Below are 16,379 nucleotides of genomic sequence, written 5' to 3'. Positions count from 1 at the left end.
TGGGTGATGGTGTTACCGTCCACTTACATTTTTGGGCAATGGCGCCCCCATCAGCATGACAAGACATCTTCTGCCTGCCGTGGACACGGCGACGACCAGCCCAAACGCCCCAACGGGCAGCATGCCGGTCGGTCGTAGTCAGCTGACGATCCTGGGCGCATCAGTCGCCCTGGCCCTGGCGACGTTCAGTTCCGGCGCGAACGCGCTCGCACTTGGCCCTCTCAAGGTCATCTCCTCACTCGGCGAACCGCTGCGCGCCGAGATCGAAATTCCCCAGATCACCGCCGACGAAGCCGACAGCATGCGCATCGGCATGGCGTCGCCGGGTGCTTTCAGCGCCGCCGGCGTCAGCTACAACCCTGCCCTGGCCGACGTACGCGTCAACCTCGAGCGCCGTGGCGGCCGCTATGTGATCACGCTGCGGGGAACGCGATCGCTCAACGATCCCTTCCTTGACGTCCTGCTCGAGGCCAACTGGCGCTCCGGCCGCATGGTTCGCGACTACACGGTGCTGCTCGATCCGCCAGGCAGTCCCAAATCGCAACAGGCCATTGCACCCGTCGCGCCCCAAGTGAGCACGCCGCGGCCCTTGCCGCAGCCATCGACCACGCCCTACGCCGGATCGTCGAGCACGGCTCGTAGCGCGCCGGCGGCGCCGGCTCCGGTCGTGCGCCCGGCACCCGCGCCGGCGCCAGTCGCTCCAATGGAAGCACCTTCCAGCGCTGGCGCCTCGGACAATGGTGGCCAACAGGTCACGGTTCGTCCGGGCGACACGGCCGGCGCAATCGCCCGAGCCAACAAGGCGCCCGAAATCTCGCTCGACCAGATGCTGGTGGCGATGCTTCGGTCCAATCCGGACGCATTCATCGGCAAGAACGTAAACCGCGTCAAGGCCGGCGCCGTTCTGACGATGCCGAGCGCGCGCGAAGCCGCCGAAGTCTCCCCCAAGGAAGCCAAGCAGATGCTTGTCGCGCAAAGTCGCGACTTCAACCAATACCGCCGCAACCTCGCGGAAGCAGCCCCGACATCGAGCGTGGCGGAGGCCGACCGCTCGGCTGGCGGCACGTTGCAGGCCAATGTTCAGGATCGCAACGCCGCAGCGCAATCGCCCGACAAACTCACCATCACCCCCGGTGCTGCGGCCGGCAGCAAGGCCGCGGCCGACGAAAGCCTGGTCAAGGGGCGCCAGGCTGCTGCCGACGCTGCGCGAGTTGCCGAACTGTCGCGCAACCTGAACGAACTGAACAAGATCCAGTCGGCGGGTGGCACCGGTGCAGCGGCGCCGGCGGGCTCGCCTTCCGCGCCGACAGGCACGACCGGCGCACCGGTCGCACCGGCCGCCGTCACGCCTGGCATTGCCGTTCCAGTTCCGGGCGCAGCTCCTGCGGCGACGACGCCGTCGGCCACAACGCCAGCGGCCGCTGGAAGCGCGGCGCCTGGCGCCGCCGCTCCGGCAGCCAGCAACACGGGCACTGCCACAGGCGGCGCAGCCACACCGGCCGTTACAGCGGGCACCGCGGGCGGCTCTGAATCCGCGACCTCAGCCGCCGGCGCCGCGGCTCCGACGCCAACGCCGGCCCCGGCTCCTGCAGCCGCTACGCCAGCCAAACCCAAGCCCAAAGCCCCGCCACCGCCCCCTCCGCCGAAGAGCTTCTTCGAGGAATTGATGGACAACCCCATCATCCTCGGCGCGATCGGGCTCATCGTATTGCTCCTGGCCTTCCTGGGCCTGCGCGTCTTCAATCGCCGCAAGGCTTCTTCCAGCGAAAGCGTCTTCCTGGAAAGCCGCATTCCCAAGGATTCGTTCTTCGGCTCCAGTGGCGGAGAGTCAGTCGACACGAAGAACCAAGGCGCCGCCACCTCTTCCATGTCGTATTCGCCGAGCCAGTTGGACACGGGCGACGTCGACCCGGTGGCCGAAGCCGACGTCTACCTGGCCTATGGCCGCGACCTGCAGGCCGAGGAGATTCTTCGCGAAGCTCTGCGCATCAATCCTGACCGCACCGCGATCCACCTCAAGCTCCTTGAGATCCACGCCAAGCGCCGTGACCTGCGCGCTTTCGAAGCCCAGGCAACCGAAGTGCGCAAGCTGACCGGCGGCACCGGGAGCGATTGGACTCGCGCCGTGGAACTCGGCCGCGACCTGGATCCTGGCAACCCCCTGTACCAGAGCGCTCCCACTCCGGCGCGCGCACCGGCTGCCGACATGACGCCGGCCGTCGCAGCCGTGGCGGGCGCCGCTGCAGCTGGCGCTGCCGCTGTCATGTCGCCGGCCCAGGCTCCGGCTGTCGCCGCAGAGCCTCCGCCGCCCGAATTCGTGCCTTCTGTGGCCCCGCTGGATTTCGACCTGGAGCTCGACAGCAAGCCCACGCCCATGCCCGATACGGCGCCGATGCCGGTCAGCGCAAGCCTGCCGCCTGTGGCGCCAAAAGCATCTCCGGTCGCGGCACCTGCTTTCGAAATCCCCGCCAGCCTGGACTTCGGCTCCCTGGAAAACGATTTCGACACCGCGCCCGCCGCACTGGAACCGTCCCTGCGGCCGCGCTCGCGATTGGCCGACGACGAAGAACACACCCAGCCGGCGACACTGCGCGCCGGACTGCCCGGTGATTCGGGCTTCGTCGAGTTCGACGTCAGCACCCGCTCTGGACTGTTGGGTGGCAATACTTCGCCCGCTGCGCTGGAGCCCCTCACCGGCGACGACGGCTCCGAGAATCCCCACGCCGTCAAGCTGACGCTGGCGCGCGAACTCCACGCCCTGGGCGATGCCGAGGGTGCGCGCTCGCTGGTCGAGGAAGTGGCCGCCGAAACCTCCGGCGACCTGCACGCCCAGGCACAGCAGTTGCTGACCCAACTGCGCTGAATCGGCGCGGGTCAGGGCATGAATCGGTGAGGCTGGCCCTCGGCATTCGCTACGACGGGCGAGCCTACGACGGCTGGCAAAGCCAGTTGTCGGGCCGGACGGTGCAGGACAAGCTCGAGGCTGCGCTCGCGCAACTGGCCGGTCAGCCGATCCGTACCTTGTGCGCCGGACGCACCGATGCTGGCGTCCACGGCCTGACCCAGGTCGTGCATTTCGACACTGAGGTTCAGCGCGCGCCCTTCTCCTGGGTGCGCGGCACCAACCGCTATCTGCCGGACGATATTGCCGTGCAATGGGCGCAGGAGGTCCCGGCTTCGTTCCATTGCCGGGCGAGTGCCCAATCCCGCCGGTACCTCTACGTGCTCTCCCAATCGCCGGTGCGACCCAGTCTCGATACCGGCAAGGTCGGCTGGTCGATCCATCCCCTCGATGGCGATGCCATGCGTGCCGGAGCGCAGTACCTGCTGGGCACGCACGATTTCAGTTCGTTCCGGGCGTCGGCCTGCCAAGCCCTCTCGCCGGTCAAGGACATGCGGCACATTGAAATCCTTCGTCTCGGCGCCGGGGAACGTTGTCGCTGGTATTTCCGTTTCGAGGCCGATGCGTTCCTGCACCACATGATCCGCAACATCATGGGCTGCCTGGTGCGTATCGGCCAGGGCAACGAATCGCCCGATTGGATGCAGAACGTGCTGGACGCCCGCAGCCGACTGGTTGCCGCACCGACCTATTCCGCGGCCGGGCTCTACTTTCTAGGCCCGCAGTACGGCGCGCATTGGGGCCTGCCAGCCGAAGTGACCTCCGGAAGCAGTTGGGATTCATACGACGGCCTGCCCTGAGACAATAGCGGGATGTCTGCCTCTCGCACGCGAATCAAGATCTGCGGCCTGACCCGCGAACAGGACGTGGACGCCGCGGTCGACGCCGGTGCCGACGCGGTGGGTTTCGTGCTTTACCCCAAGAGCCCTCGGGCCGTCAGCCTGGAGCGGGCCGCGGAGCTGGCGCGCCGGCTTCCACCTTTCGTGACACCGGTACTGTTGTTCGTCAACGAAAGCCCCGACGTGTCGACCCACGCCCTTTCGGTGGTGCGAGGGTCCCTGGCGCAATTTCACGGCGACGAGACACCCGCACAGTGCCGCGCCGGCAGCGGAAGCGGGATGCATGCCTACCTTCGCGCTGCCCGGATTCCGGTCGGGCCAGGTGCGGCTGACTTCGACCTCGTAAAATACGCGAACGATTTCTCGGACGCCCAGGCCATCCTGCTCGACGCTCATGTCGAGGGATTCGGCGGGGGCGGCAAGGCATTCGATTGGTCACTCCTTCCACACGTCGCAAACGCTCACCTCGTCTTGTCTGGTGGGTTGACGCCTGCCAACGTCGGCGATGGCATCCGTTGGCTGCGGCCGCGCTGCAAGGCGCCGGCCGTTGACGTGAGTTCCGGCGTCGAAGCCTCCAAGGGCATCAAGGACGCCGGCAAGATCCGCGAATTCGTGGCTGCCGTGCGGGCGGCCGACGCCTTCGCCTCCTAGCTCTCTTCCGCCGACTGCTTCACCGGAGCGGTCCGGCGGACCTCCATCGAGGCACCGAATCATGTTCGACTACCAACAACCCGACGCTACCGGCCACTTCGGCAATTACGGCGGCACATTTGCCAGCGAAACGCTTACGCACGCGATCAACGAACTGCGCGCTGCCTACGACAAATACAAGAATGACCCGGAGTTCCAGGCCGAATTCCGCTACGAGCTGGCCCACTTCGTCGGCCGTCCCTCGCCCGTGTACCACGCCGCGCGCACCAGCCGAGAACTCGGTGGCGCACAGATCTACCTCAAGCGCGAGGACCTGAACCACACCGGCGCCCACAAGGTGAACAACACCATCGGCCAGGCGATGCTGGCCCGCCGCATGGGCAAGCCCCGCGTGATCGCCGAGACGGGCGCCGGCCAGCACGGCGTCGCCACCGCCACCATCTGCGCCCGCTACGGTCTGGAATGCGTCGTCTACATGGGTGCCGAAGACGTCAAGCGGCAGAGCCCCAACGTCTATCGCATGCACTTGCTGGGCGCCAAGGTCGTCCCGGTGGAATCGGGCAGCCGAACGCTCAAGGACGCACTTAATGAAGCGATGCGCGACTGGGTGACCAACGTGGAAGACACCTTCTACATCATCGGTACGGTCGCTGGGCCGCACCCCTACCCGACGATGGTGCGCGACTTTCAGAGCGTCATCGGCGAAGAATGCATCGACCAGATGCCCGAAATGCTCGCCGCCCAAGGCATCACGGGGGAGGCGCAGGGCAAGCAGCCGGATGTGGTCGTTGCCTGCGTGGGCGGCGGCAGCAACGCGATGGGCATCTTCTACCCCTACATCCCGTTCTCGTCGACGCGTCTGGTCGGCGTCGAGGCGGCAGGGCAAGGCCTGGACAGCGGCAAGCACTCGGCGTCCATCCTGCGTGGCAGTCCCGGCGTGCTGCACGGCAACCGCACTTATCTTCTGCAGGATGAGAATGGCCAGATCACCGAGACGCACAGCATCAGCGCTGGCCTCGACTATCCCGGCGTGGGCCCGGAGCATGCCTACCTGGCCGACATCGGGCGGGCCGAGTACGTGGGCGTGACCGACGCCGAAGCGCTCGAAGCCTTCCACCACCTGTGCCGCACCGAAGGCATCATCCCGGCGCTCGAATCGAGCCATGCAGTGGCGCACGCGCTCAAGCTGGCGCCGACCATGCGCCCGGACCAGTCGATCTTGGTCAACCTCTCCGGTCGCGGCGACAAGGACATCGGCACCGTCGCCGACCTCTCCGGGATCGACTTCTACGACCGCCCTTCCATGCGCGGTCACACGGTGAAGGGAGGCAAGGCATGAGCCGCATTGCAGCCACCTTCGCGAAGCTCGGCGAACAAGGTCGCCGCGCACTCGTCCCGTACGTGACGGCGGGCTTCCCGCAGGCCGACATCACGCCCGAGTTGATGCACGCCATGGTCCGCGCCGGCGCCGACGTGATCGAACTGGGCGTCCCCTTCTCCGACCCGATGGCGGATGGCCCGGTGATCCAGAAGGCGGGCGAGGCCGCCCTGGCCCTCGGCGTGGGAATGGTGCAAGTGCTGTCCATGGTCAAGGAGTTCCGCACCAGGGACGCGACCACGCCCGTCGTGCTGATGGGCTACGCCAATCCGATCGAGCGCTACGAACAGACCCACAGCAAGGATGCGTTCGCGCGGGACGCGGCCAAGTCCGGCGTCGACGGTGTACTGGTGGTCGACTACCCGCCAGAGGAATGCGAAGCCTTCGCGCAAGCGCTGCGCTCGCAGGACATCGACCTCATCTTCCTGTTGGCACCGACGAGCACCACGGAGCGCATGAAGCAGGTGGCGCGCTTGGCTTCGGGCTACGTCTATTACGTCTCGCTCAAGGGCGTTACCGGCGCCGGCCATCTGGACACCGAGGCGGTGGGACGAATGCTGCCGCGCATCCGCGAGCACGTGAAAGTCCCGGTGGGCGTAGGCTTTGGCATTCGCGACGCCGCATCGGCCCAGGCCGTCGGCAGCGCAGCCGACGCCGTGGTCATCGGCACGAAGATCATTCAGCTGGCCGAGAACCAGCCTCGCGAACAGGCAATTGCGAACGTCTCTGCCTTCCTGGCCGAGATCCGTTCGGCACTGGATGCCCTGCCCGCCAACACACCCAAGAACGCATCCGGGCGCTGAAAAGCCCGCCTGCTGCACAATACTGCCCGCACCAGGAGCGAAAGAACATGAGCTGGCTTGAAAAACTGCTTCCCCCGAAGATCTCGCAGACCCCGCCCAGCGAGCGGCGTCAAATGCCTGAAGGCCTGTGGATCAAGTGCCCGAGCTGTGACACCGTCCTCTACAAGACCGACCTGGAGCACAACCAGAACGTCTGCCCGAACTGCGCACATCACCATCGCATTGGCGCACGCGCGCGGCTCGACGCCTTCCTCGACGCGGAAGGCCGCTACGAGATCGGCCAGGAAGTGCTACCGGTGGACGCTCTGAAGTTCAAGGACAGCCGCAAGTACCCCGAACGCCTCAAGGAGGCCCTGGAAAACACCGGGGAAACCGACGCGCTGGTGGTGATGGGCGGCTCAGTCCACACCATCAACGTGGTGGCCGCCTGCTTCGAGTTCGAGTTCATGGGCGGCAGCATGGGCAGCGTGGTGGGCGAACGCTTCGTTCGCGGGGTGGAGACGGCCATCGAACAGAAGGTTCCTTTCCTGTGCTTCACCGCCACCGGCGGCGCGCGGATGCAGGAGGGCCTGCTCTCGCTCATGCAGATGGCCAAGACCAACGCTGCACTGACCCGCCTCGCCAAGAAGGGCCTGCCCTACATCAGCGTCCTGACCGATCCGACGATGGGCGGCGTGAGCGCCGGCTTTGCGTTCATGGGCGACGTCGTGATCGCGGAACCGAAGGCGCTGATCGGCTTCGCGGGCCCGCGAGTGATCGAATCCACCGTTCGCGTGAAGCTGCCCGAGGGCTTCCAGCGCGCCGAATTCCTGCAGGAGAAGGGCGCCGTCGACTTCATCTGCGATCGGCGGGAACTGCGCAAGACCATCGCCAGCACGCTGGCCATGCTGCTTCGCCAACCGGCAGACGCGGTGTCCTGATCAAGACTGCATCAAGAACGTGCCAAGCCCCGCCCTGAGCGGGGCTTGTCGCATCAGCCCAACGAAAAGGCCCAGGCTTCGGCGTTGCGCAGCACGATGTCCAGGATCTGCAGCAGGACGATCACCACGACCACCGACAGGTCGACCCCACCCACCAGCGGCACAACCTTGCGCATCGGGCGCACCAGCGGCAGCGCAAGCCGTTCGAGCAGGTCGTGAAGCATCGAGGACGCGGTGGGCACCCAAGACAGGATGGCGTAAACCACCAGCAGCGCAGTCAAGCCCGACACGGCCAGTCGCAGCAACCCGATCAACGAAAGCAGGGGCAACGCGGCAAAGCGAACGCTTGCTCCAACGAGCAAGAAGAACAGCAGGAACTTGACAAGCACCAGCAGCCAAGCGGCGATCAGGCTGGCCAGGTCCCACCGCCGGAATGCGGGCACCACACGCCGCAGCGGCAGCACGATCCAGTCGGTAATGGCGAAGACGAAGCTCCCGAGCGGGTTGCCGAAGGGCACCCTGTGGTACTGCATGTAGAGCCGCAGCAGGCAGGCACCGCCAAGCAAGCCTGCAACCACATTGAGAATAAGCGAAGTGATTTCGTCGAACATGAGGGGGCCGCTGATGGAACCGGGTGCGATGATAACGACGCTGAAAGCTCTTGATGACCCCCACCGACCTGATTGCCCTGCCGCTGTTCCCTCTTGGGAGCGTTCTCTTTCCCGATGGCTTGCTGCCGCTTCGGGTTTTCGAGCTGCGCTACTTGCAGATGGTGAACCAGGCCCATCAGTTGCAATCGCCGTTTGGCGTCGTGGCGCTGACGCACGGATCCGAGGTGCGCGTGGCCGGCGCCGAGGTTGAACGCTTTTCGGACGTCGGCACGCTGGCGGAGATCACCCACTATGAAGCGCTGCAACCCGCACTGCTTCGCATCGAATGCCGCGGCACGCGTCGGTTTCGCATCCATGAAAGCGAGCAACAGAAGAACGGCCTGTGGATCGCCAAGGTGCAATGGATGGCCGACGACGTGGCGGTGTCCATCCCCGAAGATCTCCTGCCCTGCGCTCAAGCCTTGCGTCAGGTGATCGCAACGCTGGAAATGCGCGAGCAGGCGCCAGCGCAGGATGCGGTGCGCTCACCGATTCCAACGCCGCATCGGCTCGACGACTGCGGCTGGGTGGCCAATCGCTGGTGCGAATTGCTGCCCATGCCCCCTGAGCTGAAGCAACGCATGATGGCGCTCGACAACCCATTGATGCGACTGGAACTGGTCGACGACCTGCTGGCGCGCAGCGGCATCACCAAAGGTTGACGCCGCACTGGCATCGCTAGTCGACACGCCCTGGCGCTCGTTCGCCGCAGTCCAAGCGGCGCCGGCCCTTTAAAATGGATGGTTATGCATCTGCCGACAGGCTTTTCGGCCGCTAGCCGGCAGAACACAGCATCAGCCGCCCAGCTTTTTTCTGAACGCGTCTTTCTGAGCGACCAAGTCTGCTCGCGCGCTCAGGCAATGCCCTTTTCGACTCAAGAACTCTCATGACTCAAGTCACGCCCCCCGCCGCAGCACCCGCGTCCGATGACAACCAGTTGATCGCCGAGCGCCGCGAAAAACTGAAGCTGCTGCGCGCTGCCCAGGCCGACGGCAAGGGCGTGGCGTTCCCCAACGATTTCAAGCCGGAACAGCGCGCAGCAGCGCTGCTGGGGACGCACGGCCAATCGACGGCGGAAGCGCTGCAGGAGCAGCCGGTTGCCGTCAGCGTCGCCGGGCGCATGATGCTCAAGCGCGTCATGGGCAAGGCGAGCTTCGCCACGGTGCAGGACGCCACCGGCCGCATTCAGCTCTACGTGACGCGCGACGCCATCGGCGAAGAGGCTTACGCCGACTTCAAGCGATGGGACCTGGGCGACATCGTCGGCGCCGAAGGCACGCTGATGAAGACCAAGACCGGCGAGTTGTCGATCCACGTCACTCGCCTGCGCCTGCTCACCAAGAGCCTGCGCCCACTGCCCGACAAGTTCCACGGCATGGCCGATCAGGAGCAGAAGTACCGCCAACGCTACGTCGACCTGATCACCGACGAATCAGCCCGCGAGCGCTTTGCGCGCCGTAGCCGTGCGGTGAGCGCCCTTCGCGAATTCATGGTGGCCAACGACTTCCTGGAGGTCGAGACGCCCATGCTGCATCCCATTCCTGGGGGTGCGAACGCCAAGCCATTCAAGACGCACCACAACGCGCTCGACCAGGAGATGTTCTTGCGCATCGCGCCCGAGCTGTATCTCAAGCGCCTGATCGTTGGCGGATTCGAGCGGGTGTTCGAAATCAATCGGAGCTACCGCAACGAAGGGATCTCGGTTCGCCACAACCCCGAGTTCACGATGATGGAGTTCTACGCGGCCTACTGGAACTACCGCGACCTGATGGACTTCACCGAATCGCTGATCCGCACGATCGCGCAAAAGACAGTGGGCAGCTTGCAGCTCGAGTACCAAGGCAAGGCCGTGGATCTGGCCGCCCCGTTCGCGCGCCTGACGATCCGCGAAGCCATCCTCGCCCACACGGACGCGGGCGAGCGTGTCGACGACGCCGACTGGCTACGCGCCGAGCTGAAGAAGCTCGGGCTTTCCGAGGAAAAGGACAGGCTGTCCGGCCGCACGCTGGCCAGCCTCCAGGTCATGTACTTCGAAGAAAAGGTGGAAGAAAAGCTGTGGCAGCCCACCTTCATCATGGAGCATCCGACCGAAATTTCGCCCCTGGCGCGCGCGAATGACGAGCGGCCCGAAGTGACGGAGCGCTTCGAGCTCTACATCACCGGCCGCGAGTTCGGCAACGGCTTCTCTGAGCTCAACGACGCCGAGGACCAGGCCGCGCGGTTCAACGCCCAGGTCGCGGCCAAAGACAGCGGCGACGACGAGGCCATGTTCTTCGATCACGACTTCGTGCGCGCACTCGAATACGGCATGCCACCCACCGGCGGCTGCGGCATCGGGATCGACCGCCTCATGATGCTGCTGACCGATTCGCCAAGCATCCGCGACGTCATCCTCTTTCCCGCGCTGCGCCGCGAAGCTTGAACGACGCCCGCGCAGCCGTGGCCACGCCCATCGGTGTCGATTTCGGCACATCGAATTCGGCGGTGGCCTTCGCCCCGGCCTCGGCAACGGCCCGGCTGCTGCCCATAGAAGGAGAAGCGACGGCCATGCCGACCGCTCTCTTCTTCAATGCCGAAGAGCGGCGTACACACTTCGGCCGCGACGCAATCGCCCAGTACCTCGCCGGCACCGAAGGCCGCCTGATGCGCTCGCTCAAGAGCCTGCTGGGAACGCCACTCATGCAGGAGACCACGGCCGTGTACGACGGTCTGGTGAGCTTCCAGGACATCGTCGCACGCTACCTGCACGAGCTGTGCAGTCGCGCCGAGGTCGAGCTGGGCCAACGTCCTTCGCAGGTGGTCATTGGCCGCCCGGTCCATTTTGTCGACGACGATCCGAAGCGCGACGCGCGAGCGGAAGAAGGTCTGCGCCTGGCCGCGCAAAGCGCAGGTTTTCGCGACATTGCCTTTCAGTTGGAGCCGATCGCAGCGGCTTTCGACTACGAACAACGCGTGACGCGCGAAACGCTGGTCCTGGTCGTCGACATCGGCGGCGGCACCTCTGACTTCACCGTGGTTCGCCTTGGGCCCGAGCGCGTCGCTCAGGAAAGCCGTACCCATGACATCCTGGCCACGACCGGGGTTCACATCGGCGGGACCGACTACGACCAGCGCCTGAACCTGGAAAGAGTGATGCCCCTGCTGGGCCATCGCCACATTGGGCCGGACGGGCGCGAAGTGCCCAGCGGCGTGTTCTTCGATCTCTCGACCTGGCACCTGATCCATTGGCAGCAGACGCCCAAGGCGATTGCTCAGGCACGTCAGCTGCGAACCAATTACAAGGATCGACGGCTGCACGACCGACTGATGACGGTGCTGGAAGACCGCCAGGGCCACCGGATCGCCAACGAGGTCGAACAGGCCAAGATCCAGACCTCGATCACTGGCCAACCCACGTCGATCGACCTTGATGTCGTGGAGCATGGACTGGCCGCTCTGCTGACCTCCGAGGACATGGATCAGCATCTGGCCGCGCTGCTGGAGGGCGTGACGGCATGCGCGCACGCGTGCGTGCGCAATGCGGGACTGCGAACTGGCGACGTCGCGGCCATCTACCTGACCGGTGGCTCGTCTGCATTGCGGCCGTTTCAGCACGCACTGCGCAAGACATTTCTTGGCGTACCCATCGTCGAGGGTGACCTGTTCGGCGGCGTCGCCTCCGGCCTTGCCTACGCGGCACGCGCTCGCTTCGGCGCCACGGCAAGGCGATGAAGTACTTGTCTGGCTATCCTGCGGGATTGCTGGCCCAGGTGCGCGATTGCATCGCTGGCGCGGGGCTGGGTAGGCTGCTGTCGAGGCGATATCCAACGGCCCACGACGTACGCAGCGACCGTGCGCTTTTCCAGTACGTCGACGCCTTGAAGAACGAGGCCATGCGAAATGCCGGGCCGCTGTCGAAAGTGGCTTACGACAACAAGCTGCATGTGATCCGACATGCCCTGGGCACCCACACCACCGTGACGCGAGTACAAGGTGGCAAGCTCAAGGCCAAGCGCGAGATCCGGGTCGCCAGCATCTTCCGCAACGTGCCCGTCGAATTCCTGCGGATGATCGTTGTGCACGAACTGGCTCACATGAAGGAAGGCGCGCACGACAAGGCCTTCTACGCGCTTTGCACGCACATGGAGCCAAGCTATCACCAATACGAGCTGGATCTTCGGCTCTACCTGACGCACCTGGACGTGGGTGGCGAAGCGCTTTGGGCGCCGCCGAATCCTGAGCCGGGCTAGCCAACCTGCGCCGCGAGCGCCTGCACCTGAGCAGCGGCGCGACGGTAAATGGGCATGTCATGCAGTTCGGCCCACTCTGGCGCCGGGCCTACCGGCAGCAAGGCGCGACGACGCGACTCGCTCGCGCGGTCCGGTTGCCAGCGACCGTCTCTTGCGGCGCTGGTCATGTCGTGCAAGAAGGCATCGAGCACCGCGCCATCGCCCACGCTGCGATTGCACAGCAATGCCATGTCGCAACCCGCGGCCAACGCCGTCAGGGCCGCGTCCGCAAAGCCGAGTTGCTCGCCTTTCAGGTGCCGCGCGGCCTCCATGTTCAGGTCATCGCTGAAGATGACGCCTTCGAAACCGAGTTTGCCGCGCAGGATCTCCCGCAGCCAACGCGGCGAGAAGCCGGCCGGCAGGCCATCCACCTTGGCATAGATGACATGTGCCGGCATCACGGCCGGCAGGGTCCCGGACATCCATTCGAAAGGCCGGGCATCGTCGGCGAGGATGACCTTGAGGCTGCGCCGATCGACCGGAATTGCCACGTGCGAATCGGCCTTGACGAACCCGTGCCCCGGGAAGTGCTTGCCGCAGCTGGCCATGCCCGCCTGGAGCATGCCATGCGCCACACTCTTGGCCAGCAGCGCCACCACGCGCGGGTCGCGGTGAAAGCTGCGGTCGCCGATGACACCGCTGCCGCCGTGGTCCAGGTCGAGCACCGGCGCGAAGCTGAAGTCCACACCACACGCGCGCAGTTCCGCGGCCATGACGAATCCGCAGGCGGTCGCGGCCCGCACGGCCTGCATCGCGTCCGACATCCACAGCTGCCCCAGAGCGCGCATTGCCGGAAGCCGCGCGAAGCCGTCGGTGCGGAACCGCTGAACCCGGCCTCCTTCCTGGTCGACGCAGATCAGCATGTCAGGCCGCAATGCCTTGATCTCGCGGTTGAGCGCCGACAGTGCGGCGCGGTCTTTCCAGTTGCGAGCGAAATGGATCACGCCACCGACCATCGGGTCCTGGATGCGACGCCGGTCAGCGTCGCTCAACGCGGTGCCCGCGACGTCGATCACGAGCGGCGAATGGTGGGTCTGTCGATTCATGCTTGGCGTTCAACCACCACGAAACTGGCGGCGTAGTCAGATTCGTCGGTCACGGTAACGTGGGCGGACAGGTGGCGTTCATCGAACCATTCCTTGAGCGCGCCATGCAGGACGATCTGCGGTTGGCCGCTGGGTTGATTCAGGATCTCGCACAGCCGCCAGCTCATGGGCGAGCGCATGCCCTTGCCGATGGCCTTGCTGAAGGCCTCCTTGGCGGAAAAGCGCGTTGCCAGGTAACGCAGCCCGCGTTGGGGCCAGCGCGTGCTGCGACTGCGCCACACGGCCAGCTCAGCGTCACCCAGCACGCGGGTTGCGAATCGCTCGCCTTGCCGCTCGAAGGTGGCGGCGATGCGCCGGATGTCGCAGATGTCGGTACCGATCCCGTAGATCACCGGGCATCCTCGATGCAGCGAAGGTACTCACGCGTCGTGGCGGCGTAGCCAAGTTCCAGCGCATCGGCAATGAAGGCATGGCCGATGGACACCTCGCGCACGCCCGGCACGGCGCGCAGGAAGTCAGTCAGGTTGTCGCGGCTCAGGTCATGGCCGGCGTTGACCTCCAGGCCCGCAGCCTGCGCTGCCTGAGCCGCCTGGGAATACAGCCCGAGCACGGTGCCTGCCCGGGAAGTGCCACGGGAGGCGGCATAGCCTTCGGTATACAGCTCCACGCGATCCGCGCCCACGGCCTTGGCACCGGCCATCATCTCTGCGGCGGGGTCCATGAACAGGCTCACGCGCACGCCGAGGGCCTTGCACTCCTCGATCAAGGGCCGCAGGCGCTCTGCATCGTCCGGGAAGGTCCACCCGTGGTCGCTGGTGAACTGGTCCTCGCTGTCCGGCACGAAGGTGGCCTGATGCGGACGCAGCTCGCGCACGAATTCCATGAGGTTGTGAAACGGGTTGCCCTCGATGTTGAACTCGGCATCTGGCCAGTCGCGGCGAAGCAGTTCGGACAACTCGCGCACGTCATGAGGCCGGATGTGGCGCTCGTCCGGCCGCGGATGGACTGTGATGCCCTGCGCCCCCGCATCCAGGCACATGGCCGCTGCGAGCGGCACGCTGGGAATGCCCAGGTGGCGCGTGTTGCGCACCAGGGCGACCTTGTTCAGGTTGACCGAAAGGGCTGTGGTCGGATGGCTCATAGTGCTTGAAGGTCCCGCATCAGTTGCCGCGTGCGCAGCGTCGCGACGCCGCAATGGTAGTTGAGCAAGACGCGCAACTGATGGCGCAAGGCAGCGTTGCCGCCCGCGGCCAGCCCTGCGATTTCACGCAAGGTGCTGGTGAAAGACAGGCGAGCATCCAGCGCCACCTGCAGCGCCAGCCATTGCGCGCCCGACAGTGCGTTTTCGGACTCATCCGCGTCGCGCAGGCCGGCTTCGGGCACCAGCGCATAAGGATGCTGAGCTTCCAGCGGCGCCAGCGTCGATGTCTGCGCGTCGAGCGCGGGCAGGAACCCGATCTCGCGCAGCAGGATCAGTTCGAACGATCGCAGCGCCGACGACTGCGCGGCTCCGCGCGCGCCAGCATGGTCGCCCGCCAGCACCTCGACGGCGCCCGCGTAGGCGTCGAACAACGCGGGATGCGGGTCGTCGCGAGCCAGAAGGCGCATCAGCAATTCATTGAGATAGTAGCCAGCGAGCAACGCCTCGCCGGTGGGCATCACGTGGCCGCCCATCCATTCGGCGGACTTCAGCGTGCGGATCTCCGCATCCCCGCCAAAGCTCACGTGCAAGGGTTGCAGCGGCAACAGCACCGGCCGGAAGTTGGACGACGGCCGTTTGGCGCCTTTGGCGACCAGTGCGATGCGACCGTATTGGCGGGTGAAGGTCTCAAGGATGAGACTGGATTCGCTCCAGTCATAGCGATGCAGCACGAAGGCCGGCTCGTGCGCGACACGATGCGTGGCCATGGCGAATTACTCGTAGCCGAAGGAGCGCACCCGCGCCTCGTCGTCGGCCCAGCCGGATCGCACCTTGACCCACATCTCCAGGAAGACCTTGGCGTCCATCAGCTTCTCGAGTTCCTGCCTCGCTTCGGTACCGATGCGCTTGATGCGCTCGCCCTTGTCGCCGATGACCATGGCCTTGTGGCCGTCGCGCTCCACCACGATGGTGGCCGCGATGCGCACCAGGCGCTTCTGGCCCTTGCGCTGCGGCGGTTCTTCCTCGAACTTGTCGATCACGACGGTGGAGGTATAGGGCAACTCGTCGCCAGTCAGGCGGAACAGCTTCTCGCGCACCGTCTCACTGGCGAGAAAACGTTCACTGCGGTCAGTGAGCTCTTCTGCGTCGTACCACCAGTTCTGCTCGGGCAAGAACTTTTCGCACAGGTTGAGCAGGCGCCGGACGTCGCCGGCATTCTTGGCCGACATGGGCATGTACTCGGCAAATGCATGGTCCTGCTGCATCTTGGCCAGCCAGGGTGCAAGGTCGGCCCGGCGATGGACGTTGTCGAGCTTGTTGGCAATCAGCAGGACCGGTATGCCCTGGCCGAGCAGCGACACCACCTTGGCGTCGGCCGGCGTGAAGCTGCCGGCTTCTACGACAAAAAGGATCAGGTCGACGTCGCCCACCGCACCCAGCACGGTCTTGTTGAGCGAGCGGTTGAGCGCGTTGGCGTGGCGCGTCTGGAAGCCTGGCGTGTCGACGAAAACGAACTGCGTGCCGGTGCCATCAGCCTGCTCCAGAGTCCGGATGCCGGTGATGCGATGGCGCGTGGTCTGCGCCTTGCGCGAGGTGATGCTGATCTTTTGGCCCACCAGCGCATTGAGCAACGTCGACTTGCCCACGTTGGGCTTGCCCACGATGGCCACCAGACCGCAGCGGCGGCCAGGCACGCTCTCTGGCAGCGCGGGCATGGGTGGCATTGCCGGCAAGTCGCCCTGTTCCGGGGGCGAGCCATCCGGAGACGCGTTGATTGGATC

The 16,379-nt window shown here is 65.6% G+C and carries 16 protein-coding genes; 10 read left to right on the top strand and 6 right to left on the bottom strand.

The annotated features are described in order from the left end of the window. The first annotated feature begins 55 nt into the window (after positions 1-55). From QTH91_RS03740 to accD, 6 genes are all read left to right on the top strand, one after another. The gene (locus tag QTH91_RS03740) at positions 56-2,863 is read left to right on the top strand and encodes a FimV/HubP family polar landmark protein (RefSeq protein ID WP_286658679.1); all 2,808 of its coding nucleotides are present in this window, start codon (positions 56-58) and stop codon (positions 2,861-2,863) included. Positions 2,864-2,889: 26 nt separating this feature from the next. Then, positions 2,890-3,702 (top strand): tRNA pseudouridine(38-40) synthase TruA, encoded by an 813-nt coding sequence (gene truA / locus QTH91_RS03735; RefSeq protein WP_286658678.1) that lies wholly within the window; start codon positions 2,890-2,892, stop codon positions 3,700-3,702. 12 nt (positions 3,703-3,714) lie between these two features. After that, positions 3,715-4,392: a phosphoribosylanthranilate isomerase gene (locus QTH91_RS03730; protein ID WP_286658677.1), complete on the top strand. Its 678-nt coding sequence runs from the start codon at positions 3,715-3,717 to the stop codon at positions 4,390-4,392. Positions 4,393-4,453: 61 nt separating this feature from the next. Then, entirely contained in the window at positions 4,454-5,731 is a 1,278-nt protein-coding gene (trpB, locus tag QTH91_RS03725) for a tryptophan synthase subunit beta (protein ID WP_286658676.1), read from the top strand. After that, positions 5,728-6,573 carry a tryptophan synthase subunit alpha gene (trpA, locus tag QTH91_RS03720; RefSeq protein ID WP_286658675.1) on the top strand — a complete coding sequence of 282 codons (846 nt, stop codon included), beginning with the start codon at positions 5,728-5,730 and terminating at the stop codon, positions 6,571-6,573. The genes trpB and trpA overlap by 4 nt, the downstream gene beginning before the upstream one ends. 47 nt (positions 6,574-6,620) lie before the next feature. Further along, positions 6,621-7,493, top strand: coding sequence for an acetyl-CoA carboxylase, carboxyltransferase subunit beta (gene accD / locus QTH91_RS03715; protein WP_286658674.1), 873 nt, complete (start codon positions 6,621-6,623; stop codon positions 7,491-7,493). Positions 7,494-7,546: 53 nt separating this feature from the next. Here the strand turns inward: accD and QTH91_RS03710 are convergent, their stop codons facing one another. Further along, positions 7,547-8,104, bottom strand: coding sequence for a YggT family protein (locus tag QTH91_RS03710; RefSeq protein WP_286658673.1), 558 nt, complete (start codon positions 8,102-8,104; stop codon positions 7,547-7,549). Between the two features lie 53 nt (positions 8,105-8,157). Here QTH91_RS03710 and QTH91_RS03705 point away from each other — a divergent pair, with 53 nt between their 5' ends. The 4 genes from QTH91_RS03705 (at position 8,158) to QTH91_RS03690 (ending at position 12,372) form a co-directional block, all read left to right on the top strand. Next, positions 8,158-8,805 (top strand): LON peptidase substrate-binding domain-containing protein, encoded by a 648-nt coding sequence (locus tag QTH91_RS03705; protein ID WP_286658672.1) that lies wholly within the window; start codon positions 8,158-8,160, stop codon positions 8,803-8,805. A gap of 224 nt (positions 8,806-9,029) precedes the next feature. Next, positions 9,030-10,565, top strand: coding sequence for a lysine--tRNA ligase (gene lysS / locus QTH91_RS03700; protein WP_286658671.1), 1,536 nt, complete (start codon positions 9,030-9,032; stop codon positions 10,563-10,565). A 125-nt stretch (positions 10,566-10,690) separates the two neighbouring features. Further along, on the top strand, positions 10,691-11,854 hold the full coding sequence (locus QTH91_RS03695) for an Hsp70 family protein (RefSeq protein WP_368389455.1): 1,164 nt from the start codon (positions 10,691-10,693) through the stop codon (positions 11,852-11,854). Further along, a complete protein-coding gene (locus tag QTH91_RS03690) occupies positions 11,851-12,372 on the top strand; it encodes a YgjP-like metallopeptidase domain-containing protein (protein ID WP_286658670.1) in 522 nt (173 codons plus the stop codon). The genes QTH91_RS03695 and QTH91_RS03690 overlap by 4 nt, the downstream gene beginning before the upstream one ends. On the opposite strand, the gene nagZ is transcribed toward QTH91_RS03690, so the two are convergent. The 5 genes from nagZ to era are packed head-to-tail and all read right to left on the bottom strand — an operon-like array spanning position 12,369 to position 16,322. Then, positions 12,369-13,457, bottom strand: coding sequence for a beta-N-acetylhexosaminidase (gene nagZ, locus QTH91_RS03685; protein ID WP_286658669.1), 1,089 nt, complete (start codon positions 13,455-13,457; stop codon positions 12,369-12,371). The genes QTH91_RS03690 and nagZ overlap by 4 nt on opposite strands. Further along, positions 13,454-13,849, bottom strand: a complete 396-nt coding sequence (gene acpS, locus QTH91_RS03680; RefSeq protein ID WP_286658668.1) for a holo-ACP synthase — start codon at positions 13,847-13,849, stop codon at positions 13,454-13,456. Before acpS ends, nagZ begins: the two co-directional genes overlap by 4 nt. Beyond that, positions 13,846-14,598, bottom strand: coding sequence for a pyridoxine 5'-phosphate synthase (locus tag QTH91_RS03675; protein ID WP_286658667.1), 753 nt, complete (start codon positions 14,596-14,598; stop codon positions 13,846-13,848). The genes acpS and QTH91_RS03675 overlap by 4 nt, the downstream gene beginning before the upstream one ends. After that, complete coding sequence (gene recO / locus QTH91_RS03670) at positions 14,595-15,365, bottom strand: DNA repair protein RecO (RefSeq protein WP_286658666.1); 771 nt, start codon at positions 15,363-15,365, stop codon at positions 14,595-14,597. Before recO ends, QTH91_RS03675 begins: the two co-directional genes overlap by 4 nt. Positions 15,366-15,371: 6 nt before the next feature. Continuing rightward, on the bottom strand, positions 15,372-16,322 hold the full coding sequence (era, locus tag QTH91_RS03665) for a GTPase Era (protein WP_286659603.1): 951 nt from the start codon (positions 16,320-16,322) through the stop codon (positions 15,372-15,374). Positions 16,323-16,379: the final 57 nt, after the last annotated feature.

Origin of the sequence: Variovorax dokdonensis (assembly GCF_030316895.1) — a bacterium.
Taxonomy (GTDB): Bacteria; Pseudomonadota; Gammaproteobacteria; order Burkholderiales; family Burkholderiaceae_C; genus Variovorax; species Variovorax dokdonensis.
This window is presented reverse-complemented; position numbering and strand designations above follow the sequence as displayed.